Source organism: Mesorhizobium sp. BR115XR7A (assembly GCF_020165315.1).
Taxonomy (GTDB): Bacteria; Pseudomonadota; Alphaproteobacteria; order Rhizobiales; family Rhizobiaceae; genus Mesorhizobium; species Mesorhizobium australicum.
In genome coordinates this window covers 96,613-117,550 of record NZ_JAIUHW010000001.1, presented here as the reverse complement: position 1 = coordinate 117,550, position 20,938 = coordinate 96,613, and the positions used below count along the sequence as shown (strand labels likewise).

The 20,938-nt window shown below is 61.5% G+C and carries 22 protein-coding genes; 17 read left to right on the top strand and 5 right to left on the bottom strand.

Annotated features, from left to right (window positions below; genetic code table 11):
* Nucleotides 1-4 precede the first annotated feature (4 nt).
* The 3 genes from sseA to LB557_RS00610 all read left to right on the top strand — a co-directional run bounded on the left by sseA (nucleotide 5) and on the right by LB557_RS00610 (nucleotide 2,167).
* Nucleotides 5-931, top strand: a complete 927-nt coding sequence (gene sseA, locus LB557_RS00620) for a 3-mercaptopyruvate sulfurtransferase (protein ID WP_224643993.1) — start codon at nucleotides 5-7, stop codon at nucleotides 929-931.
* Nucleotides 932-935: 4 nt separating this feature from the next.
* Entirely contained in the window at nucleotides 936-1,499 is a 564-nt protein-coding gene (locus LB557_RS00615) for a GNAT family N-acetyltransferase (protein ID WP_224643994.1), read from the top strand.
* Between the two features lie 200 nt (nucleotides 1,500-1,699).
* Nucleotides 1,700-2,167, top strand: a complete 468-nt coding sequence (locus LB557_RS00610) for a DUF1203 domain-containing protein (protein ID WP_224643995.1) — start codon at nucleotides 1,700-1,702, stop codon at nucleotides 2,165-2,167.
* A 228-nt stretch (nucleotides 2,168-2,395) separates the two neighbouring features.
* Here the strand turns inward: LB557_RS00610 and LB557_RS00605 are convergent, their stop codons facing one another.
* Complete coding sequence (locus LB557_RS00605) at nucleotides 2,396-3,670, bottom strand: outer membrane protein (RefSeq protein WP_224643996.1); 1,275 nt, start codon at nucleotides 3,668-3,670, stop codon at nucleotides 2,396-2,398.
* 224 nt (nucleotides 3,671-3,894) lie between these two features.
* Nucleotides 3,895-5,010 carry an alanine dehydrogenase gene (gene ald, locus LB557_RS00600; protein WP_140793731.1) on the bottom strand — a complete coding sequence of 372 codons (1,116 nt, stop codon included), beginning with the start codon at nucleotides 5,008-5,010 and terminating at the stop codon, nucleotides 3,895-3,897.
* Nucleotides 5,011-5,167: 157 nt separating this feature from the next.
* Here ald and LB557_RS00595 point away from each other — a divergent pair, with 157 nt between their 5' ends.
* Entirely contained in the window at nucleotides 5,168-5,641 is a 474-nt protein-coding gene (locus LB557_RS00595; RefSeq protein ID WP_015317948.1) for an Lrp/AsnC family transcriptional regulator, read from the top strand.
* A 4-nt stretch (nucleotides 5,642-5,645) separates the two neighbouring features.
* Here the strand turns inward: LB557_RS00595 and LB557_RS00590 are convergent, their stop codons facing one another.
* Nucleotides 5,646-6,305, bottom strand: a complete 660-nt coding sequence (locus LB557_RS00590) for a 5-formyltetrahydrofolate cyclo-ligase (protein ID WP_224643997.1) — start codon at nucleotides 6,303-6,305, stop codon at nucleotides 5,646-5,648.
* 163 nt (nucleotides 6,306-6,468) lie between these two features.
* Between LB557_RS00590 and LB557_RS00585 the strand changes: the two genes are divergently transcribed.
* Nucleotides 6,469-7,734, top strand: a complete 1,266-nt coding sequence (locus LB557_RS00585; protein ID WP_224643998.1) for an NAD(P)/FAD-dependent oxidoreductase — start codon at nucleotides 6,469-6,471, stop codon at nucleotides 7,732-7,734.
* Nucleotides 7,735-7,884: 150 nt separating this feature from the next.
* The gene (locus tag LB557_RS00580) at nucleotides 7,885-9,864 is read left to right on the top strand and encodes a bifunctional 2',3'-cyclic-nucleotide 2'-phosphodiesterase/3'-nucleotidase (RefSeq protein WP_224643999.1); all 1,980 of its coding nucleotides are present in this window, start codon (nucleotides 7,885-7,887) and stop codon (nucleotides 9,862-9,864) included.
* Nucleotides 9,865-9,989: 125 nt separating this feature from the next.
* On the opposite strand, the gene LB557_RS00575 is transcribed toward LB557_RS00580, so the two are convergent.
* On the bottom strand, nucleotides 9,990-11,246 hold the full coding sequence (locus LB557_RS00575) for an SAM-dependent methyltransferase (RefSeq protein ID WP_224644000.1): 1,257 nt from the start codon (nucleotides 11,244-11,246) through the stop codon (nucleotides 9,990-9,992).
* Nucleotides 11,247-11,555: 309 nt separating this feature from the next.
* Between LB557_RS00575 and LB557_RS31505 the strand changes: the two genes are divergently transcribed.
* The 6 genes from LB557_RS31505 to LB557_RS00550 all read left to right on the top strand — a co-directional run bounded on the left by LB557_RS31505 (nucleotide 11,556) and on the right by LB557_RS00550 (nucleotide 14,748).
* The gene (locus LB557_RS31505; protein ID WP_023773660.1) at nucleotides 11,556-11,690 is read left to right on the top strand and encodes a hypothetical protein; all 135 of its coding nucleotides are present in this window, start codon (nucleotides 11,556-11,558) and stop codon (nucleotides 11,688-11,690) included.
* Between the two features lie 169 nt (nucleotides 11,691-11,859).
* On the top strand, nucleotides 11,860-12,150 hold the full coding sequence (locus LB557_RS00570; protein WP_015317942.1) for a Dabb family protein: 291 nt from the start codon (nucleotides 11,860-11,862) through the stop codon (nucleotides 12,148-12,150).
* 148 nt (nucleotides 12,151-12,298) lie between these two features.
* Nucleotides 12,299-13,180, top strand: coding sequence for a VOC family protein (locus LB557_RS00565; protein WP_224644001.1), 882 nt, complete (start codon nucleotides 12,299-12,301; stop codon nucleotides 13,178-13,180).
* Entirely contained in the window at nucleotides 13,177-14,019 is an 843-nt protein-coding gene (kdsA, locus tag LB557_RS00560; RefSeq protein ID WP_224644002.1) for a 3-deoxy-8-phosphooctulonate synthase, read from the top strand. Before LB557_RS00565 ends, kdsA begins: the two co-directional genes overlap by 4 nt.
* A 75-nt stretch (nucleotides 14,020-14,094) precedes the next feature.
* Nucleotides 14,095-14,298: a dodecin family protein gene (locus LB557_RS00555; protein ID WP_015317939.1), complete on the top strand. Its 204-nt coding sequence runs from the start codon at nucleotides 14,095-14,097 to the stop codon at nucleotides 14,296-14,298.
* An 84-nt stretch (nucleotides 14,299-14,382) separates the two neighbouring features.
* Nucleotides 14,383-14,748: a PRC-barrel domain-containing protein gene (locus LB557_RS00550; protein ID WP_224644003.1), complete on the top strand. Its 366-nt coding sequence runs from the start codon at nucleotides 14,383-14,385 to the stop codon at nucleotides 14,746-14,748.
* 58 nt (nucleotides 14,749-14,806) lie between these two features.
* Here LB557_RS00550 and LB557_RS31500 read toward each other — a convergent pair whose 3' ends face one another.
* Nucleotides 14,807-14,932 carry a hypothetical protein gene (locus LB557_RS31500; protein ID WP_140619584.1) on the bottom strand — a complete coding sequence of 42 codons (126 nt, stop codon included), beginning with the start codon at nucleotides 14,930-14,932 and terminating at the stop codon, nucleotides 14,807-14,809.
* Nucleotides 14,933-15,129: 197 nt separating this feature from the next.
* Between LB557_RS31500 and eno the strand changes: the two genes are divergently transcribed.
* From eno to LB557_RS00525, 5 genes are all read left to right on the top strand, one after another.
* Nucleotides 15,130-16,404, top strand: a complete 1,275-nt coding sequence (gene eno / locus LB557_RS00545; protein WP_015317936.1) for a phosphopyruvate hydratase — start codon at nucleotides 15,130-15,132, stop codon at nucleotides 16,402-16,404.
* A 150-nt stretch (nucleotides 16,405-16,554) separates the two neighbouring features.
* Nucleotides 16,555-16,878 carry an FtsB family cell division protein gene (locus LB557_RS00540; RefSeq protein ID WP_015317935.1) on the top strand — a complete coding sequence of 108 codons (324 nt, stop codon included), beginning with the start codon at nucleotides 16,555-16,557 and terminating at the stop codon, nucleotides 16,876-16,878.
* A gap of 191 nt (nucleotides 16,879-17,069) precedes the next feature.
* Nucleotides 17,070-18,107 (top strand): pyruvate dehydrogenase (acetyl-transferring) E1 component subunit alpha, encoded by a 1,038-nt coding sequence (gene pdhA / locus LB557_RS00535; RefSeq protein ID WP_140619590.1) that lies wholly within the window; start codon nucleotides 17,070-17,072, stop codon nucleotides 18,105-18,107.
* 14 nt (nucleotides 18,108-18,121) lie between these two features.
* A complete protein-coding gene (locus tag LB557_RS00530; RefSeq protein ID WP_015317933.1) occupies nucleotides 18,122-19,552 on the top strand; it encodes a pyruvate dehydrogenase complex E1 component subunit beta in 1,431 nt (476 codons plus the stop codon).
* An 18-nt stretch (nucleotides 19,553-19,570) separates the two neighbouring features.
* The gene (locus LB557_RS00525; protein ID WP_224712993.1) at nucleotides 19,571-20,938 is read left to right on the top strand and encodes a pyruvate dehydrogenase complex dihydrolipoamide acetyltransferase; all 1,368 of its coding nucleotides are present in this window, start codon (nucleotides 19,571-19,573) and stop codon (nucleotides 20,936-20,938) included.

Here is a 20,938-nt window from a genome sequence, read left to right as displayed (position 1 = left end):
AAGAATGGCCGAAGACAGTCCTTTTACCGTCGATGCGGACTGGCTGCAGGAACGCCTCGGCCAGCCGGGCCTGACGATCATTGACGCCTCCTGGTATCTGCCTGCACAAAAGCGCGACGCGCGCGCCGAGTATGATGCGGCTCACATTCCTGGCGCCCGCTTCCTGGACCAGGACGCGGTTTCGGATCCTGACGCTGCCTTGCCGCATACACTGCCATCCCCGCAGCATTTCGCCCAATATGTCGGCGCGATGGGCGTTTCGGCCGATGACACCATCGTCGTCTATGATGGCCCGGGCTTTTTCTCCGCACCGCGGGCATGGTGGATGTTCCGGATCATGGGTGTCTTCCAGACCTATATTCTGGACGGCGGCTTTGATGGCTGGAAGGCGACCGGCCGGCCGGTAACGACCGAGCCGACGAAGATCGCGCCAAGCGTCTTTCATGCCGATTTCGACGCCGGTCGCGTCGTCGGTCTGGCCGATATGCGCCGGATTGTCGATACAAAGGCAGGCCAGATTGCCGATGCCCGTGGGCCGGGCCGCTTCACCGGTAGCGAACCCGAGCCCCGCGCTAGCATCCGCTCCGGCCACATGCCGGGCGCGCGCAATGTGCCGTACTCCGCATTGTCGGAAAACGGCAGGCTGCTGCCGAAGGACCGTTTGCGCAAGGTGATAGAGGACGCCGGTATCGACCTATCCAAGCCCGTGGTCACATCCTGCGGCTCCGGCGTCACCGCCGCGGTGGTCACGCTGGCGCTGGAGACGCTTGGCCATACCGACAACAGGCTTTATGACGGCTCATGGACCGAATGGGGCGGATTGTCCGATACACCAGTCGTGACCGGCCCAGCGACCACTGGCCCTACAACGACCGGCCCAGCAACGACTGGCCTAGCAACGACTGGCCCAGCAACGACCGGCAAGGAATGAATTGATGGAAAACGGCGTGCTGCAGGATATTGAGGTCACGGTGACTTTTCTCGAAATGCATGCCCCACCGCCCGTCTCGCCACCGGTACCCTACAACCGCCAGGTCGCGCTGCTGAAAACCACGGACATTCCCTTGCATTTCTATCGCTACCTGATGGACCGGGTGGGACGCAAATGGCACTGGGTGAATGTTCTGAGGCTGAATGACGATGAGCTGTCAGCCGGAATCCACCGCGAGGATCGCGACATCAGGGTGCTCTATCTCGACGGTGCGCCGGCCGGCTTCTTCGATCTCAAGCCGCATCTGCCCGAGGAAGTCGAACTCGCCTATTTCGGCATGATGGAACATGCCACCGGTCAAGGCATCGGTCGCTGGTTCCTTGGTTCGGCGATTGCCGCGGCATGGTCGTATGGGCCGAAAAGGGTGACGGTGCAGACCTGCACGCTCGACCACCCGGCCGCGCTACCGCTCTACCAGAAGCTCGGTTTCAAGCCGGTGGCGCAGAAGAAGGAAGTCGTGCATCCCCTGCCTTTCGCCGAGCGCTCGGCCAGCGTCATGCGGCCGTAAGTTCAGCCGGAATCCGCCGCCGCTTCGATGATTCATCAAGGATTGTCGAACTGATTAGCCGATTAACGATTTCGGTGGCCTTCCCGGAGATCGAAGGGAGGATCCGACATCGGATCGGCTCATGCACGCTTGGCAGGAATCGGGTGGGAAGCACGGCGGCGAGCGCATAGTTTCCGGTCGCCAGTACCGGAGATCTTACGATGACCATCCAATTCACAGCTCTGCCGAGCGAAAATGTCAGGGCGCTGCAGCGCGGCGGCCCCGATGCCTATGGCCGTACGCCCGAGCGGAAAATCTCTGACGGCGACGGGATGCCTTGCCGTCATTGTCTCAGGAATATCGCCGTCGGCGATGTCTATCTCATCCTCGCCTACCGGCCATTTCCAGACCCTCAGCCCTATGCAGAAACCGGGCCGATCTTCCTGCATGCCCAGGAATGCGAGCGTGCCGTCGGGACAAGGGAGCCGCCGGAGATCCTCGACAGCCCGGACTATATCGTGCGCGGCTATGGCGGCGATGATCGCATCGTCTACGGCAGCGGTGGCATCATCCCGACCGGAGCAATTGCCGCACGAGCCGAGACTTTGTTGGAGCGTGAGGACATTGCCTATGTGCATGTCCGCTCGGCGCGCAACAATTGCTATCAGTGCCGCATCGAGCGCGCATAAGATCAAGGGATTGGCGGCAGAAAGTCTCTGTCGCACTGCTGTCGCATAGACGCGCTAGAAAGCCAGTGTCGATCGATTGGCCGACCGCGGATGAACCGGCGGCAATCTCGATATCGAGGAAGCGGGGCTTTGGCTCCGCTTTTTTGTTTTCTCCCAAGTCTTCACCGCGCAAAGAAAAAAGCCCACCGGCATGGCCGACGGGCTTCGACTGTTTGCCTGGAGGGCTACTTAGTTGAACTTGTACTTCGCGCCGACACGCACGGTCTGGAACGAGGGGGTATCTTCCAAGAAGCCGCCCGAGCCGAAATCTTCCTTCTGATACTGCGAATAGCGGTATTCGAGGCCGACGGTCATGTTGTTGGAAACGGCTGTTTCCAGGCCGCCGCCGATGGAGAAGCCGCTGGAACCCCAGTCGTAGATGTCGCCGCTCGGGCCCCCGGGCGCAGAGGCATGCAGGTTGAAGTGCTGCCAGCTATAGCCGCCGATCACATAGGCGAGGGTGGCGTCGTTGACCTTGGCACCAACCCGGGCGAGGGCATCGAAGCCATAGTCTGCGTCACCCTTGATCGTTCCACCAAAAATGTCGAGCTTGGATCGGATGCCCGAGTAGCGCCCGTCGAGCTGAACACCTGCCACCCAGCTGCCGAAATCGTGGTCATAGCCAACACTGGCTTCGCCAAACACGCCTTCGCCGCCGATGCCGTTTAACTCGAGGGCACCAAGGAGCGTCAGATCATGCACCATCGTGCCCGCACCGAGTGCGCCGCCGACGTAGAAACCTGTCCAGTTGTAGGTTGGGCCTTCAAATGACGCGCCGACACCATTCTGGGCACCGAAGCGATAGTTGGCGGCGATGTGGAAGGTGTGCGTCGAAGGCTGTACGTTCAACGACCCGCTTCCGAAATCGAGAACCGACTTGTCGCCGTAATCAGCGTAACGATATTCGGTTTTCAAGGTCCAGTTGCCACGCAGCACGGTTTCCATGCCGACCCCGAGCATATAGCCGCTACGGTTCTGCGTGAAATCAATGTCGGCAAAGCCCGATCCATCGAGCTTGAAATGCTGCCAGCTATAGCCGCCGAGCACGTAGCCGAGCGTGCTAGGGTTCAGAAGATAGCCAGCGCGCAGGCCAACGTCGAAACCGTATGAATTCGTGAGATCGATGTCGGCGCCCGGAGCGCTGATCGATGGACCGATATTGCCGATATTTGCGTCGATGAAGCCGCCGAGCAGGAAGCGTTCGTTGACCATATAGTCATAGCCGGCGGTCAGTTCGCCGAAGACGCCGTTACCACCGATGCCGTTGAAATCGACGATTGGAGGCACGCTGAACTTGTGCACGCTGGCGCCGAAGCCGCCGCCGATGCCGACATAAGCTCCGCTCCAGTTAAAACCGGACGCTTCCACCGGCTGCACGACGTCGGCGGCATGGGCCGCCGAAATCAAGGCCACAGCAGAAACAGCACCAAGAAGAATAGATTTCGCTGAAACGCGAAGAAACATAGCCCGTACCCCTAATCAATAAGCCCAAGATGTACCTAGCAGGGAGTCGGCCAAGAGGGTATGACAAAAATGCAACAATAGGGCGTAAAGTGCCCTTACGGCACACGCTTCGATGGTCCTCTGGGAAGCGGGTTGGCGCATCATTGCCCAAAGCAAAAAGCCCGCCGGAGCGAACCGGCGGGCAAGGGTTTGAGTTGACTTTTTCTGGGTATATTCCGGGTATATTAAGCCGCCAGCACTGCTTTCGGCTCGACCAGTTCGTAGCCGAGCGCTTCGGCGACCGCGCGGTTGGTGATCTTGCCCTTGTGGACATTGAGGCCGTTGCGCAGGTGATGGTCATCGACCAGAGCCTTCAGGCCCTTGTCCGCGAGTTGCAGACCATAGTGCAGTGTCGCGTTGTTGAGCGCGTGGGCCGAAGTGACCGGCACGGCACCCGGCATGTTGGCGACGCAGTAGTGGATGACACCGTCGACTTCGTAGGTCGGCTCGGCGTGGGTGGTGGCATGCGAGGTCTCGAAGCAGCCGCCCTGGTCGATCGCGACATCGACAAGTACCGAGCCTTTCTTCATGCCGGACAGCATTTCGCGGCTGACGAGCTTCGGTGCGGCGGCGCCCGGGATGAGCACGGCGCCGACGACGATGTCGGCCGAGAAGCATTCTTCCTCGAGCGCCTCGACGGTCGAGTAACGGGTGTGGACCCGGCCGGCGAAGAGGTCGTCAAGCTGGCGCAGGCGCGGGATCGAGCGGTCGATGATGGTGACATCGGCGCCGAGACCGGCTGCCATGCGGGCCGCATGCAGGCCGACGACGCCGCCGCCAAGGACCGTAACCTTGCCGGGCAGCACGCCAGGTACGCCGCCGAGCAGCACGCCGCGGCCGCCATTGGCCTTCTGTAGCGCCGTGGCGCCGGCCTGGATCGACAAACGGCCGGCGACTTCCGACATCGGCGCCAGCAGCGGCAGGCCGCCACGATCGTCGGTCACGGTTTCGTAGGCGATCGCCGTCACGCCCGAAGCGAGCAGGCCCTTGGTCTGCTCCGGATCCGGAGCCAAATGGAGATAGGTGTACAGGATCTGGCCTTCGCGCAGCTGTGCCCATTCATTGGGCTGCGGCTCCTTGACCTTGACGATCATGTCCGACTTGGCGAACACGTCGGCGGCCGTCTTGGCGATGACGGCGCCGGCGGCGCGGTAGGCGTTGTCATCGGCACCGATGCCGGCGCCCGCGCCGGTCTCGACCAGCACTTCGTGGCCATGGGCGACATATTCGCGGACCGAGCCCGGCGTCAGGCCGACACGGTATTCGTGGTTCTTGATTTCCTTGGGGCAGCCGATGCGCATTTTCTTCTCCTGATCCGGGCCCTTTTGGGCTCACTCCCTGTAGTGCTGGAGTGAACCATGAATCGGCGTGCAGGTGTTTGCGAATGCGCTTGCGTGGAGAGGCCGGTTTCGATACTCGTTGCAAAAAATAAACGGATTTTCGCAGGAATCACGAAAAATGCCGCTCGACAGGATTGATATCGCCATTCTTGAGACTTTGCAGAAGGACGGGCGGATGCCGAACGCGGCCCTTGCCGAGAAGGTTGGCCTGTCGCAGTCGGCCTGCTCGCGGCGGCTCGACAATTTGGAGAAGTCCGGAACCATCCGCGGCTATCACGCCCGGCTGTCCAACGCGGCCCTTGGCCATCAGATGACGGCGATCGTCCACATATCGCTCTCCGGCCAGTTCGAAAAGACGCTGTCGGATTTCGAGGCGGCGATCAAACGCTGCCCCAACGTGCTGTCGTGCCACCTGATGTCGGGCGAGTACGACTATATCCTGAGGATCGCGGCCAAGGATCTCGTCGACTACGAGCGCATCCACAAGGAATGGCTGTCGGCGATGCCGCATGTGACGAAGATCAATTCGTCCTTCGCCCTGCGCGAAATCGTCGACCGGACGGCAATGGGTCTGAAGCCGGAGATGGCCTAGAGCCCTATACTGTGGCCGCCTCCGTCACGATCCGATCCATCGGGATGTCGTGCGGCTGCGGATAAATGGTGGCGATGCGTTGCAATTCGTAGCCGACACCGATGACCAGCGGCTTGAACGGCATGGCGGCCAGCGTACGGTCGAAGAAGCCGCCGCCATAGCCCAGGCGATAGCTTGCCGGATCAATGCCGACAATGGGCGAGATGACGATGTCCGGCAGCACCGGATCACCCTCTGCCGGAATCGGGATGTTCCAGACGCCCTTTTCCAACCGGTCGCCCGGTTTGTAGGCGCGGAATATCAGCGGTTGCCCTTTCTCGACCACGATGGGCAGCGCGGTGCGGCCGCCACGCTCATTGACGGACGCCATCCAGGGCCGCAGATCCGGCTCGCCGCGAAACGGCCAGTAAAGGCTGACCATACGGCCCGCGATCTCGCCGACAAGTGCATCCAGCCCGCCGGCGATGCGTTGCGACATTGCTGTTCGGGCGTCGGCTGAAACTTCAAGTCGGGCGGCGATTAGCCTTTCGCGCTCGGCTTTGCGCCAACGCCGCACGTCGGTCCAGTCGCTGAGTGGTGCCTGGAACGCAGGGTCGAGCTCGTGCATGAAGCAGGGCGGCGAAGAGTATTGCGCCGGGCCCTCGTTGTCATGATCGTTAGCCATGCCTCACCTCATCTCATGTTCGACGATGCTATACCTCGCGATACGATAGAACATGTGCATTCACGACATGGAACGACGAGTCTCAGGCGCTGTCGTGCCATTGTTGCATTGCACAAGATACCTACATCTAGGCAGGCAATCTTGCCCATCAGGGGTGAATGAAATGAGCGATGCCAGACATCATGTCGTCGTCGTCGGTGCCGGGTTCGGCGGTCTCGAATTCACCCGCGCACTGGCCGGGGCACCGGTGCGCATCACCATGATCGATAAGCGCAACCATCATCTGTTCCAGCCGCTGCTCTATCAGGTGGCAACCACGGCGCTGGCAACCTCGGAGGTTGCCTGGCCGATCCGCCATCTCCTGCGCAAGCGCAAGGATGTGACGACACTGCTCGCCAATGTCACGGGTGTCGACCGGTCCGGCAAACGCGTTCTGCTCGACGACGGCAGCGCCGTCGCCTACGACACGCTGGTGCTCGCCACCGGCGCGCGCCATGCCTATTTCGGCCATGACGAATGGGAGCCTTTCGCGCCGGGCCTGAAGACTTTGGAGGATGCCACCACCATTCGGCGCCGCATTCTTCTGGCCTTCGAGCAGGCGGAGCGGGAATCTGACCCTGCCAGGCGCCAAGCGCTGCTGACCATTGTCATCGTCGGCGGCGGGCCGACCGGGGTCGAACTCGCCGGAACCATTGCCGAACTGGCACATGACACGCTGCGCGGCGAATTCCGCAACATCGATACGCGCCAGACGCGGGTGGTGCTGATCGAGGCCGGCGACCGCATTCTGGCCAATTTCGCGCCAAAGCTCTCCGACTACGCCGGGAAGGCGCTGGAACGGCTTGGCGTTTCGGTCGAGCTCGGCCGGGCCGTTACGCGCTGCGATGCCGACGGCGTGGTTTTTGGCGACACGATTCTGCCGGCCCGCACGATCCTGTGGGCAGCCGGCGTTGCCGCTTCGCCAGCCGCCGAATGGCTGGAAGCGAAGGCGGATCGGGCGGGCAGGGTGTTGGTCGAGCCTGACCTCAGCGTGCCCGGCAGCCCGGAGATCTTTGTCATCGGCGACGCCGCCCACGTGCTGCGGCCCGACGGGCGGCCCGTGCCCGGCGTCGCGCCTTCCGCCAAGCAGGAGGGACGGCATGTTGCCGCGACCGTCAAGGCCAGGCTTGCCGGCGACACCAGCCCGCGGCCTTTCCACTACAAGCACGCCGGCGATCTGGCGACGATCGGCAAGCGCGCCGCCGCCATTGATTTCGGCTGGATCAAGCTCACCGGTTGGCTTGCGTGGTGGCTTTGGGGCATTGCACATATCTATTTCCTGATCGGTTTTCGCAACCGGCTTGCGGTTTCGCTGAGCTGGCTATGGATCTACGTCACAGGCCAGCGCAGCGCCCGGCTGATCACCCAGGGCGACGACGACAAGACCTGACTTTCTTCACCGCGCCTTTCATCCGGCCGTCATCTGTTGCTGATGGATTGGCGTGCCGATGCACGCGACTTCTTGAGTGGACTTGAGCTGATTTCAGCGCGAAGTTCGCTTCGGGGCAGGACTCGTCAGGTCGTTGAAGAAGGAGAAAACATGTCGCAACTGCTCCATCCCGTCTCTCGCCGTGGTCTCCTAGCCGGGGCCGCCGCCACAGGGGCGCTGATCGTGCTTCATCCCTTCTCCGCCCGGGCGCAGGCCAACCAGGCGCATCTAAGGATCATGGAAACCACCGATATCCATGTGAACGTGCTGCCTTATGACTACTACGCCGACAAAGCCAATGACACGATGGGCCTGTCGCGCACGGCCTTCCTCATCGACGCGGTGCGCAAGGAAGCCGCCAATTCGATGCTGATCGACAATGGCGACCTTTTGCAGGGCAACCCGATGGGCGACTACATCGCCTATGAGAAGGGCCTGAAGGAGGGCGATCTCCATCCGATCATGAAAGGCATGAACCTGCTCGGCTACGAGTGTTCGACACTGGGCAATCACGAATTCAACTATGGCCTGTCCTTTTTGGACAAGGTGCTGGCCGGCGCCAATTTCCCGTTCGTCTGCGCCAACCTGATCCGGGGTACCGAGCTTGCCGCCAACCCGCGCTACGACAAGCTCTACCTCAAGCCTTACGTAATCCTGGACAAGAAGATCAAGGACGGGTCAGGCTCGGAACAGCCGATCAGGGTCGGCATCATCGGTTTCGTGCCGCCGCAGATCATGGTCTGGGACCTCAAGAACCTCGAAGGAAACGTCAAGACACGCGACATTGTCGAAGCGGCGAGGGCGTGGGTGCCGCGGATGAAGGAGGAGGGCGCCGACATCGTCATCGCGCTCTCGCATTCCGGCATCGACGTCAAGCAGGGTGACATGATGGAGAATGCCTCGTTCTTCGTCGCCGGCGTCGAAGGCATCGACGCGGTCTTCACCGGCCACCAGCATCTGGTCTTCCCCGGCAAGAAAGATTTCCAGGCGCTCGAGGGCGTCGACGCACAGAAGGGGACGCTGCAAGGCAAGCCCGCCGTCATGGGCGGTTTCTGGGGTTCACATATGGGCCTGATCGACCTGATGCTGGAGCGCGACGGGTCGAAGTGGAAAGTGGTCTCGGCGACATCGGAGGCGCGGCCCATCTTCGAGCGTGTCGACAACAAGAACAAGCCGACCGTCCCGGACGACAAGCGCATCATCGCCGCTCTCGAGCAGGACCATCAGGCGACGCTCGCCTATGTGCGCCGCCCTGTCGGAAAGACGTCCGCGCCGCTCTATTCCTATTTCGCGCTGGTCGCTGACGACCCGTCGGTGCAGGTCGTCAGCCAGGCGCAAACCTGGTACCTGAAGGACATATTGAAAAGCACACAGTGGAAGGACGTGCCGTTGCTGTCGGCGGCGGCCCCGTTCAAAGCCGGTGGACGCAACGGCGCCGATTACTATACCTATGTGCCGGCGGGCGACATCGCCATCAAGAACGTCGCCGACCTCTACCTCTATCCCAACACGGTGCGCGCCGTGGAAATCACCGGGGCTCAGGTCAAGGAATGGCTGGAAATGTCGGCCGGCATCTTCAACAAGATCGAGGCGGGGAAGGCTGACCAGGTCCTGATCAACACTGATTTTCCGTCCTACAATTTCGACGTCATCGACGGCGTCACCTATAGGATAGATCTGTCGCAGCCGCCGAAATACGATGCCAAGGGCGGCGTCGCCAATGCCGGTTCCAATCGCATTGTTGAGCTTATGTTCGACGGAAAACCGATTGATCCGGCAGCGAAATTCGTCGTCGCGACCAACAATTACCGGGCTGGCGGCGGTGGCAATTTCCCCGACATCAATGCCGCGAAGATCATCTACGAGGCGCCGGACACCAACCGCGACGTCATCGTCCGCTACATCGTCAGCCAGGGCACCATCAACCCGTCGGCCGACGACAACTGGTCGTTCGCGCCGTTGCCGGGAACCAGCGTCGTCTTCGACACCGGCGTCAAGGCAAAGGACTTCATCGCCGATGTGAAGTCGCTGAAGATCGAACCTGCCGGCGAGGGTGAAGCTGGCTTTGCCAGATATCGCATCCTTCTCTGATCAGGCCGTCAAAGCTGGATGCGGTCAGCCTTGGAGGGGACGGCGGCACGAATCGCCCGGCATGACAAGATCCAGCGCATCGATGGAAATGCCGCCCGCAAAAGGAAGTCGACGTGCGTACCCAGCTACGCCTTGTAGACCACCTGGCGCACATCGATGTAGCTGGCTCGGAAGCCGGCTTCGCAATAGTGCAGGTAGAACTCCCAGAGTTTCTTGAAACGATCGTCGAAACCGAGCGGTACGATTTTCTCCCACGACCCTCGGAAGCGCTGGCGCCATTCGGCAAGCGTACGGGCATAGTCTTCGGGGAAAACGCGTTCGCGCAGATGAGCAAGGCCGTGCGCGGCGCCAAGTGATTTCAAGATGGACGGCGTCGGCAGCATGCCGCCCGGGAAGACGTAGCGCTGGATGAAATCCGGCCTTGCGCGATAGGTGTCGTAGGCGGCTTCGTTGATGGTGATGATCTGCAGTCCAGCCATGCCGCCGGGCTTCAAGCAGTCCTTCATCTTGGAGAAGAACACCGGCCAGTATTTCTCGCCGACCGCCTCGAACATCTCGATCGAGGCGATGCGATCGTAGGTGCCCGTTTCGTCGCGGTAATCCTGCAACTTGATGTCGACCTTTTCGGCAAGGCCGGCCTTGGCGATGCGCGCCTTGGCGAAGTCGTGCTGCTCGCGGCTGATGGTCAATCCGGTAACCCGGCAACCGATTTCGCGTGCCGCGAATTCGGCAAAGCCGCCCCAGCCGCAGCCTATCTCCAGCACATGATCCTTCCCGCCTATGCCGGTATCCCTGGCCAGCGCCTGGTATTTGGCGGCCTGGGCGCTCTCGAGATCGTTGACGCCATTGGCGTAAAGCGCCGAGGAATAGGTCATGCTCGGGTCAAGCCATTCCTTGTAGAAGGCGTTGCCGAGATCGTAGTGCGCGGAGATATTGCGCTTCGATCCCGCGCGTGTGTTCTCGTTGAACCAGTGACGGATGCGCTGGACTGTGTTGATGAGCCAGCTGGCGCCGCCGGCAACCCTCTCACCGAAGGCGGAGTTGACCACGAATAATTCCAGGAAGCTGGTGACGTCAGGGCTTTCCCAATCGCCGTCCATATAGGATTCGGCAACACCAATTGTGCCGCCGGAAAAGGCGCGGCCCGGCAGGCGCCAGTTCTTGAGCACCAGTTCGGCATCGGGCCCCGGCGCCTTGCCGCCGACGAGAACGGCGCGGCCGTCCGGCATCCAGACTTTCAGCGAACCGCGCGGCAGGTTCATCGCCGCCGACAGCACCATGCGCGCCTTGGCCGGCAGGCCCTTGACGATCTCGGCGAAATTGAACTCGTCGAGCCTGACCGCGTCGCCCGGCGCTATGCCATGATGTTCCCCGTGTGCCATTCCAAGCCCCTGGATGTCCGTGGTGCCGGCGCGATCGCCGAGCCGCGGTTCTCTTGGTTCATTCGCCGGGTTCGAACGCCGTTGCCTGGTCCCGGTAGCTTGCGGATCCGGCGACAGGCGGGCTCGAACGAAGCGCTTCCCGATGAATGCCTGCGCCAATCTTCCACGCCATGAGGCGGAACTTCAAGAGGCATGCCAAGAGCTGGACTGTGCCACGCGGGCGGCTGGCATCCGCCGCCATGCGGCAGGCTGCTGCCCGAAATCGAAAACGTCTATGGCAGCCGCGGCGCTAGTGCGATAGCTTTAGCCATGCGTTATGTGATTGTCATTGCCGCCATCGCGTTCTTCCTGATCTGGGACGGTCTCTACAATCAGGGCCGGTATCTCGACGTCACGGTCAGGGAACTCTCCCATGTCGTGCGCTACGTCACCGGAAAAGCCTGATATCCCCTCTTGAGATAGCAGCCTGGCGCCTCATTTGAGGTGCTCACCGGTGTGAGACGAGGTCCAGCCCGATCGAGGCGCGTCGCAAGGACGCGTGGCGCCATGACCGGTTGACGCAAAGAGACCGCCGTCACAAAAGACCCCGACATTTCAGATCGAGGAGGCGGGATTGATCCGGCATATCGTTTTCTTCAGCGCGCGCCGCAAGGAAGATGTGGAAGCAGTTCGCACCGGACTGCTGGCGCTTGGGGACATTCCTCATTCCAGTCTCTTCGAGGTCACGTTGAACACCAAGGTCGACCCGCTGTCGGATGAAGTCGATGTCGTCGTCTACGCGGAATTTGCCGATGACGCGGCGCTGGCAGCCTACAAGTCGCATCCGCTCTATGCGCAGACCACCAGCAAGGTCAAACCATTGCGCGAGCTGCGCTATTCCGCCGATGTCGTGGCTGGAAGCTGATCCCGTGCCGGGATAGCCTCATGTCAAGTCCAGTTGCGGCGGAAGGGAAAGTCCACGACTGTTTCAGGTGGTTGTTGCGGGGGCCGCCGCCGGCGGCATTGCGATCAAGTCTTGAACCGATCTTCCGAATGATGCACATCGCGCTTCCATGACCCCGTCAGGCATTCATCCGCTCGATCATCTGGTTCTGCCGACGCAGAGCCTCGATGTGGCGCGTGCCCGGCTCAACGCCCTTGGCTTCGTCGTCGCTCCGACCGGCATCCATCCGTTTGGCACGGAAAACTGCTGCGTTTTCCTCGCCGATGGCACCTATCTGGAGCCGCTTGCGATCGGCCGTGAACAGGCTGCGACAGAGGCGGCTGCCGAGGGCAATGTCTTCGTTGCGCGCGATCGCCTCTATCGCGAAAGTCGTGGCAACGAGGGATTTTCCGCGGTGGTGCTTGGCACGGACAATGCCGATGACGACCATGAACGCTATGTCGAAGCGGGTCTGTCGGCGGGAGACAAGCTGAGCTTCTCCCGAGCCTTCACCGACACGGCGGGCAAAAGCGATACGGCGTCATTCAAGCTCGCCTTTGCCGCGGCTCCCGGCCAAACGGACGCATTTCTTTTTGCCTGTCAGCGCATCAACGCGCCGAGAGTAGACCGAGGAGCCTTGCAGGCTCACCCCAATGGGGTCGACGGAATTGTCGAGGTGGTTGCAATCAGCAGCGCTTCCGCCGAGCAGCATCGGCTGATTTCAGTGGCGGTCAATGATCAGGCCGCCGATGCGCACGACGGCGTTTTTCATCTGCCGAACGCGGTCTTGACCGTGCTGGAGGCCTCCGCTTTCACGGCGCGCTTCGGCATACCGGCCGGTACGCTATCAGAATTGCACTTCGCCGCCGTGGTTTTTTCGATCCGCGACATTGGCGCCACCGCAGGCCTGCTTGCGGCCAATGCCGTCCAGCACGATATGTCGGGCAATGACATCATCGTGCGGCCGGCATCCGGGCAGGGCGCGGCTTTCATCTTTCGGGAGATCCCATGAGCAACCCCCTGGCGCCCAATTCGTCGGTAACCATCGGCAACGTCGTCTTCGACAATGCGGGACCCCTGGCGCTGATCGCCGGCCCTTGCCAGTTCGAATCGCGCCAGCATGCCTTCGACATGGCCGGCACGCTGAAGGAGCTGACCGGCAGGCTCGGCATCGGCCTCGTCTACAAGACGAGTTACGACAAGGCCAATCGCACCTCGTTATCGGCAACGCGGGGTGCCGGCATGGATGCCGCGCTTCCCGTCTTCGACGAGTTGCGCAAGGAATTCTCGCTTCCCGTCCTGACCGATGTCCACACCGAGGAACAGTGCGCGATCGTGGCGCCGCATGTCGACGTGCTGCAGATTCCGGCCTTCCTGTCGCGCCAGACCGATATGCTGGTCGCCGCCGCGAGGACGGGCAAGGTCATTAATGTGAAGAAGGGGCAATTCCTCGCGCCCTGGGACATGAAGAACGTCGTCGCCAAGATCACCGGCTCCGGCAATGCCAATGTGCTGACCACCGAGCGCGGCGCTTCTTTCGGCTACAACACGCTGGTGTCGGATATGCGGGCGCTGCCTGTCATGGCCGAGATCGGCGCCCCGGTGATCTTCGACGCCACCCATTCGGTGCAGCAGCCGGGCGGGCAGGGCGGATCGTCTGGCGGGGAGCGCCGCTTTGTCGAGACGCTGGCCCGCGCGGCCGTTGCCGTCGGCGTTGCCGGCGTCTTCATCGAGACCCACCAGGACCCCGACAATTCGACTTCCTCCGACGGTCCCAACATGCTGCCGCTAAAGGATATGCCGGCACTGCTGGAAAGGCTGATGGCCTTCGACAGGATTGCAAAGGGCTGAAAAGCCAATGTCGTAGCGGATAAGCCCCGGTTGTAGGCTCGTCCGGCAAATGAGCGCTTTGGCAAGAGGAAACCAATGTCCGTCGCCCGCGTCACCGAAATCACCTCGTCGTCCAGGAAAAGCTTTCAAGACGCCATCGAGAAGGGAATTGCGCGCGCCGCGAAGACCCTGAAGAACGTCGAAGGCGCCTGGATCCAGGACCAGAAGATCGTCGTCGAGGATGGCAAGATCGCGGCCTATCGCGTCAATATGAAGGTGACTTTCATCCTCGCGGAGTGATTGGGCAGCCGCCAAAAAAGTCGGGAACTTTCGCCCGCGCCCCTCATTGTCAAAGTGCGGATTAACGACAACGAGGAGCAAACAATGACGACGCAAACAGGCCACACCGAAGCCATTGCCGCTTCGCGAGTCATCGGCACGACCGTCTACAACACCCAAGGCGACAGCATCGGCAGCATCGAGGACGTCATGCTCGACAAGACGTCGAACGGCATCATGTTCGCGGTGATTGGATTTGGCGGCTTTCTCGGCATTGGCGAGAAGTACCACGCCATCCCCTGGGCAAGCCTCGAGTATGATGAGGCAAGGGGCGGCTATGTCATACCCTTCTCCAAGGAACAGCTGAAGGCAGCGCCTGCCCATTCCATCAACGAACTGGCCGGCGCGGATGGCGAGAGCGCGCGCGACGAGTCATACGAATATTACAAGGTCGCGCCCTACTGGCATTGACGCCACAATCGAAAAAGGGGGTCGTTTCCACGGCCCCCTTTTTGATTCAAATGCAACGCTACTCGCTGATGTGCAAAGCCGGCAAAGACGCAATAGCCTTTGGCGGCGACTGCTGGTTGTCGCATGACGTCAGGAACGCCGCGGCGATCAGGAACAGACTGACAATACCGCTCAACTCAGACATGGCGAACCCCTCCTGTTTCGCCCCGCGATAACATTCCTAACCCGAAATGCGCGTCCGGTGGCATGACTTATGATGACAGGAAATTGCGCTTCGTGAATCGGGCGGGCGGCACTATTCGATCAGGCCCCGATTGCCTTTTGCGTCGCTTTGGCTAAGACGGGCGCGACGTTTTCTCCAGATCAATCGAGGACATCGCAATGACCGCCATCATCGACATTGTCGGGCGTGAAATCCTGGACAGCCGTGGAAACCCGACCGTCGAGGTCGATGTTGTTCTCGAAGATGGTTCGATGGGCCGCGCCGCGGTGCCGTCGGGTGCCTCCACCGGCGCCCACGAAGCCGTCGAGCTTCGCGACGGCGGCGCCCGCTACCTTGGCAAGGGCGTGCTCAGGGCCGTCGAGGCGGTCAATGGCGAATTGTTCGAGGCGATCGGCGGCATGGAAGCCGAAAACCAGATCCATATCGATCAGACCATGATTGAGCTTGATGGCACGCCCAACAAGAGCCGGCTCGGCGCCAACGCCATCTTGGGCGTTTCGCTGGCGGTCGCGAAGGCCGCGGCCGATGCAGCCGGGCTGCCGCTCTACCGCTATGTCGGCGGCACCAAGGCGCATGTCCTGCCCGTGCCGATGATGAACATCATCAATGGTGGCGCGCATGCCGACAATCCGATCGACTTCCAGGAATTCATGATCCTGCCGGTCGGTGCGCCGACGCTGCGCGAAGGCGTGCGCTGGGGCTCGGAAATCTTCCACACGCTGCGCAAGAAGCTGAAGGATGCCGGCCACAACACCAATGTCGGCGACGAGGGCGGCTTCGCCCCGAACCTGAAGAGCGCGCCGGTGGCGCTCGACTTCATCATGGAATCGATCGAGAAGGCCGGATTCAAACCAGGTGAAGAGATCGCGCTCGGCCTCGATTGCGCCGCGACCGAGTTCTTCAAGGACGGCAACTATGTCTATGAGGGCGAGAAGAAGACGCGCGATCCCAAGGCGCAAGCCAAGTACCTCGCCAAGCTCGCGGCCGACTATCCGATCATCTCGATCGAGGATGGCCTTGCCGAGGACGATTGGGAAGGCTGGAAGTACCTGACCGACCTGATCGGCAAGAAGACGCAGCTCGTTGGTGACGATCTCTTCGTCACCAACACGGCGCGCCTGCGCGACGGCATCCGCATGGGCGTCGCCAACTCGATCCTGGTCAAGGTCAACCAGATCGGCTCGCTGACCGAGACGCTGGATGCGGTCGAGACCGCGCACAAGGCTGCCTACACCGCCGTCATGTCGCACCGTTCGGGCGAAACCGAGGATTCGACCATCGCCGATCTCGCCGTCGCCACCAATTGCGGGCAGATCAAGACCGGCTCGCTGTCGCGCTCCGACCGCATGGCCAAATACAACCAGCTGATCCGCATCGAGGAAGAACTCGGCAAGCAGGCGCATTATGCCGGCAAGTCCGTGATCAAGGGCTGATCCGGCCGCACATCGTTGATACGGAGAGGGCGGGACATCCCGCCCTTTTTCATTTCAGGCCGGCATGGCGGTCTCCCGTAACCGTCCGTTAAGCACAATCAGGCGAAAAAGACTTCGAGCCGTTTGAGTTCGCGGCACGGGGAATCGGTTATGTGGACGCGTCAGCACAAGCAGAGAAACACCGGCCGGCTGATTATTCCCTCGCTGTGCGTGCTGTTCCTGGCTTATTTCGGCTTCCACGCCTATCACGGTGAATTCGGCATCAATTCGAAATACAAGCTTGAGGCCGAGACGGTTGCGTTGCAGGGTCAGCTCGATGCGATCAAGGCACGCAGGATGGAACTCGAGCGGCGCGTCAAGCTCATGCATGACGGCACGCTGGAGAAGGACATGCTCGACGAGCAGGTGCGCAAGGCACTCAATCTGTCGCAGGCCGACGAGATCACCATCATGCTGCCGGCTCCGGCGAAGTAACCAATTTCAGGTTAATCGCCAATATTTTCAATGATTTTAATTGCTTAGGCGCATGCCAGCTATGCAATTTCGACATGGCGGAACGCCTTTCTACGTGTTAGCCTCCCATAAATCGAAGGGGAGGGCGATCTCCCCGGAGCAGTTTGATCTTGCTCCAGTGTCCGCAAAGAGACGCCAACAGGGAGTGATGCATGGCCACCGCAGCCAGAAAAGCGCCTGCCAAATCGAAATCCGACGGCAAATCCGGTCTATCAGCACCCAAGCCTGTTGACTTCACCAAGGACGAAGAGCTTGCCGCCTACCGGCACATGCTGCTCATCCGCCGCTTCGAGGAGAAGGCCGGCCAGCTCTACGGCATGGGCTTCATTGGCGGCTTCTGTCACCTCTATATCGGCCAGGAAGCGGTCGTCACCGGCATGAAGATGGCGCTGATCGACGGCGATCAGATGATCACGGCCTATCGCGATCACGGCCACATGCTGGCGATGGAGCTGTCGCCGCGTGGCGTGATGGCCGAGCTGACCGGACGCCGCGGCGGCTTGTCCAGAGGCAAGGGCGGTTCCATGCACATGTTCTCCAAGGAGAAGCATTTCTATGGCGGTCACGGCATTGTCGGTGCGCAGGTGTCGCTTGGAACAGGTCTGGCCTTTGCCAACCGCTACCGCGACAACAACAATGTCTCGCTGACCTATTTCGGCGACGGCGCCGCCAACCAGGGCCAGGTCTACGAAAGCTTCAACATGGCCTCGCTGTGGAAGCTGCCGGTGATCTACATCATCGAGAACAACCGCTACGCCATGGGCACCTCGGTGTCGCGCTCTTCGGCGGAAACCAATTTTTCGCATCGTGGCGCGTCGTTCAAGATTCCGGGCATCCAGGTCGACGGCATGGATGTGCGTGCGGTGAAGGCGGCTGGCGATCTGGCTACCGAGTGGTGCCGTGCCGGCAACGGGCCGATCATTCTCGAAATGCAGACTTATCGCTATCGCGGCCACTCGATGTCCGACCCGGCGAAATACCGCTCCAAGGAAGAAGTCCAGAAGATGCGCTCCGACCATGATCCGATCGAGCAGGTCAAGGCGCGGCTCATCGAGAAGAAGTGGGCGACCGAGGACGAACTCAAAACCGTCGACAAGGAGGTTCGCGACATCGTCGCCGACGCCGCCGAATTTGCCCAGCACGACGCGGAGCCGGATCCGTCCGAGCTCTGGACCGATATCGTATTGTAAGGGAGGGCCAGGACATGCCGATCGAAATTCTCATGCCCGCCCTCTCGCCGACCATGGAAGAGGGCAATCTTTCCAAGTGGTTGAAGAACGAGGGCGACAAGGTCGTCGCCGGCGACGTCATTGCCGAGATCGAAACCGACAAGGCGACGATGGAAGTCGAAGCCGTCGACGAAGGTACGCTGGGCAAGATCCTGATCGCTGCCGGCACCGAAGGCGTCAAGGTCAACACGCCGATCGCCGTTCTGCTGCAGGATGGCGAAAGTTCTGGCGACATTGACAAGGCCTCCAAGGCGGCTCCCGCCTCGACGCAAGACGCGGTGTCAACTGGTGGGCAGCGCGCCGACGCGGCCGAGGAAGGCTCGCAACGGGCGCCGCAGGATGCTGGAGAGGCGCCGAAAGCCTCCGTCCCCGCCGCCCCGGTGGTCAACCTCGCTGCCGATCCGGACATTCCTGCCGGCACCGAAATGGTCTCGACCACGGTGCGCGAGGCGCTGCGTGATGCCATGGCCGAGGAAATGCGCCGCGACGGCGATGTCTTCGTCATGGGTGAGGAAGTCGCCGAATACCAGGGCGCCTACAAGATCACACAGGGCTTGCTGCAGGAATTTGGGCCGCGGCGCGTCGTTGACACGCCGATTACCGAGCATGGTTTTGCCGGCGTTGGTGTCGGCGCGGCGATGGCTGGGCTGAAGCCGATCGTCGAGTTCATGACCTTCAACTTCGCCATGCAGGCGATTGACCAGATCATCAACTCCGCCGCCAAGACGCTTTATATGTCGGGCGGCCAGATGGGCGCGCCGATCGTGTTCCGCGGGCCAAATGGCGCGGCGGCCCGCGTCGCGGCGCAGCACTCGCAGTGCTATGCCGCCTGGTACAGCCACATTCCAGGCCTGAAGGTCGTTATGCCGTATACGGCCGCCGACGCAAAGGGCTTGCTCAAGGCAGCGATCCGCGATCCGAACCCGGTCATCTTCCTCGAGAATGAAATCCTCTACGGCCAGTCCTTCGACGTTCCGAAGCTGGACGACTTCGTGCTGCCGATCGGCAAGGCGCGCATCCACAAGGCAGGCAAGGATGTCACCATCGTCTCCTTCGGCATTGGCATGACCTATGCGGTCAAGGCTGAAGCCGAGCTGCGCGGCATGGGGATCGACGCCGAGATCATCGACCTCAGGACTATCCGTCCGCTCGATCTCGACACCGTCATCGCCTCGGTCAAGAAGACCAACCGGCTGGTCGTGGTCGAAGAAGGCTACCCGCAGAATTCGGTTGGCGACCACATCGCCAACCAGGTCTCGCAGCGCGCCTTCGATTTCCTCGACGCACCGGTCATCACCATTGCCGGCAAGGACGTGCCGATGCCTTATGCGGCGAACCTCGAAAAACTGGCTTTGCCGAATGTCGGCGAGGTCATCGAGGCCGTCAAAGCCGTCGCATATCGCTGAACCGGGTGGGAGGACAATATGCCAATCAACATCACCATGCCGGCGCTCTCGCCCACTATGGAAGAGGGCAATCTTTCCAAGTGGCTGGTCAAGGAGGGCGACAAGGTTTCGCCCGGCGACGTGATCGCCGAGATCGAAACCGACAAGGCGACGATGGAGGTCGAAGCCGTCGATGAGGGCACGGTTGCCAAGCTCGTCGTGCCGGCCGGAACCGAAGGGGTCAAGGTCAACGCGCTGATCGCGGTGCTTGCGGCGGAAGGCGAAGATGCCGGCGCCGCGGCGAAAAGCGGCGGCGCCACACCGGCGAAAGCCGAAGCTCCGAAAGCGGATGCGCCTAAAGCCGAAGCGCCGAATGCTGAAGCGCCAAAGGCGGAGGCCGAGGCCGAGGCCCCAAAGGCGCAGGCGGCTCCGGCCGCCAATGGCAACGCGGCTGGCGACCGCACCTTTGCATCGCCGCTTGCCCGCCGTATCGCCAAGGACGCCGGCGTCGACGTCTCTGCGGTCACCGGCACCGGCCCGCACGGCCGCGTGGTCAAGGCTGACGTAGATGCCGCGATTGCCGGTGGTGGCGCCAAGGCGGCACCGGCTGCCAAGGCTCCGGCCGGCGCGCCTGCCACCGCCCCGGCGGTAAAGGCGATGTCGGACGAGCAGGTGCTGAAACTGTTCGAGGAAGGCTCCTACGAACTCGTTCCGCACGACAATATGCGCAAGACCATCGCGCGGCGCCTGGTCGAAGCAAAAACCACCATCCCGCATTTCTATCTGACGCTCGACTGCGAACTCGACGCGCTGCTGGCTTTACGCACTCAGCTCAATGCCGCGGCACCGGTGAAAAAGACCGACAAGGGTGAGGCGCCCGTCTACAAGCTGTCGGTCAACGACATGGTCATCAAGGCGATGGCGATGGCCTTGAAGGCGGTGCCGGATGCCAATGCCTCATGGACCGAGAGCGCCATGGTCAAGCACAGGCATGCCGATGTCGGCGTCGCCGTTTCGATCCCCGGTGGCCTGATCACGCCGATCATCCGGCATGCCGATGAAAAGACGCTGTCGGTCATCTCCAACGAGATGAAGGACCTGGCCAGCCGCGCGCGCAGCCGCAAGCTGAAGCCGGAGGAATATCAAGGCGGCACGACCGCCGTCTCCAATCTCGGCATGTTCGGCATCAAGGACTTTGCCGCCGTCATCAACCCGCCGCATGCGACGATCCTGGCGGTCGGCGCCGGCGAGGAGCGGGCGGTGGTCAGGAACGGCGAGATCAGAATAGCCACCGTGATGTCGGTGACGCTGTCGACTGACCATCGTGCGGTTGATGGCGCGCTGGGAGCCGAACTGCTGGTCGCCTTCAAGAAGCTGATCGAGAATCCGATGGGCATGCTGGTCTAG

What these genes read in the sequence shown, in the direction of transcription:
- sseA (WP_224643993.1), top strand. Translation starts at nt 5, where the DNA reads ATGGCCGAAGACAGTCCTTTTACCGTCGATGCGGACTGGCTGCAGGAA.
- LB557_RS00615 (WP_224643994.1), top strand. Translation starts at nt 936, where the DNA reads ATGGAAAACGGCGTGCTGCAGGATATTGAGGTCACGGTGACTTTTCTC.
- LB557_RS00610 (WP_224643995.1), top strand. Translation starts at nt 1,700, where the DNA reads ATGACCATCCAATTCACAGCTCTGCCGAGCGAAAATGTCAGGGCGCTG.
- LB557_RS00605 (WP_224643996.1), bottom strand. Translation starts at nt 3,670, where the DNA reads ATGTTTCTTCGCGTTTCAGCGAAATCTATTCTTCTTGGTGCTGTTTCT.
- ald (WP_140793731.1), bottom strand. Translation starts at nt 5,010, where the DNA reads ATGCGCATCGGCTGCCCCAAGGAAATCAAGAACCACGAATACCGTGTC.
- LB557_RS00595 (WP_015317948.1), top strand. Translation starts at nt 5,168, where the DNA reads ATGCCGCTCGACAGGATTGATATCGCCATTCTTGAGACTTTGCAGAAG.
- LB557_RS00590 (WP_224643997.1), bottom strand. Translation starts at nt 6,305, where the DNA reads ATGGCTAACGATCATGACAACGAGGGCCCGGCGCAATACTCTTCGCCG.
- LB557_RS00585 (WP_224643998.1), top strand. Translation starts at nt 6,469, where the DNA reads ATGAGCGATGCCAGACATCATGTCGTCGTCGTCGGTGCCGGGTTCGGC.
- LB557_RS00580 (WP_224643999.1), top strand. Translation starts at nt 7,885, where the DNA reads ATGTCGCAACTGCTCCATCCCGTCTCTCGCCGTGGTCTCCTAGCCGGG.
- LB557_RS00575 (WP_224644000.1), bottom strand. Translation starts at nt 11,246, where the DNA reads ATGGCACACGGGGAACATCATGGCATAGCGCCGGGCGACGCGGTCAGG.
- LB557_RS31505 (WP_023773660.1), top strand. Translation starts at nt 11,556, where the DNA reads ATGCGTTATGTGATTGTCATTGCCGCCATCGCGTTCTTCCTGATCTGG.
- LB557_RS00565 (WP_224644001.1), top strand. Translation starts at nt 12,299, where the DNA reads ATGACCCCGTCAGGCATTCATCCGCTCGATCATCTGGTTCTGCCGACG.
- kdsA (WP_224644002.1), top strand. Translation starts at nt 13,177, where the DNA reads ATGAGCAACCCCCTGGCGCCCAATTCGTCGGTAACCATCGGCAACGTC.
- LB557_RS00555 (WP_015317939.1), top strand. Translation starts at nt 14,095, where the DNA reads ATGTCCGTCGCCCGCGTCACCGAAATCACCTCGTCGTCCAGGAAAAGC.
- LB557_RS00550 (WP_224644003.1), top strand. Translation starts at nt 14,383, where the DNA reads ATGACGACGCAAACAGGCCACACCGAAGCCATTGCCGCTTCGCGAGTC.
- LB557_RS31500 (WP_140619584.1), bottom strand. Translation starts at nt 14,932, where the DNA reads ATGTCTGAGTTGAGCGGTATTGTCAGTCTGTTCCTGATCGCCGCGGCG.
- eno (WP_015317936.1), top strand. Translation starts at nt 15,130, where the DNA reads ATGACCGCCATCATCGACATTGTCGGGCGTGAAATCCTGGACAGCCGT.
- LB557_RS00540 (WP_015317935.1), top strand. Translation starts at nt 16,555, where the DNA reads ATGTGGACGCGTCAGCACAAGCAGAGAAACACCGGCCGGCTGATTATT.
- pdhA (WP_140619590.1), top strand. Translation starts at nt 17,070, where the DNA reads ATGGCCACCGCAGCCAGAAAAGCGCCTGCCAAATCGAAATCCGACGGC.
- LB557_RS00530 (WP_015317933.1), top strand. Translation starts at nt 18,122, where the DNA reads ATGCCGATCGAAATTCTCATGCCCGCCCTCTCGCCGACCATGGAAGAG.
- LB557_RS00525 (WP_224712993.1), top strand. Translation starts at nt 19,571, where the DNA reads ATGCCAATCAACATCACCATGCCGGCGCTCTCGCCCACTATGGAAGAG.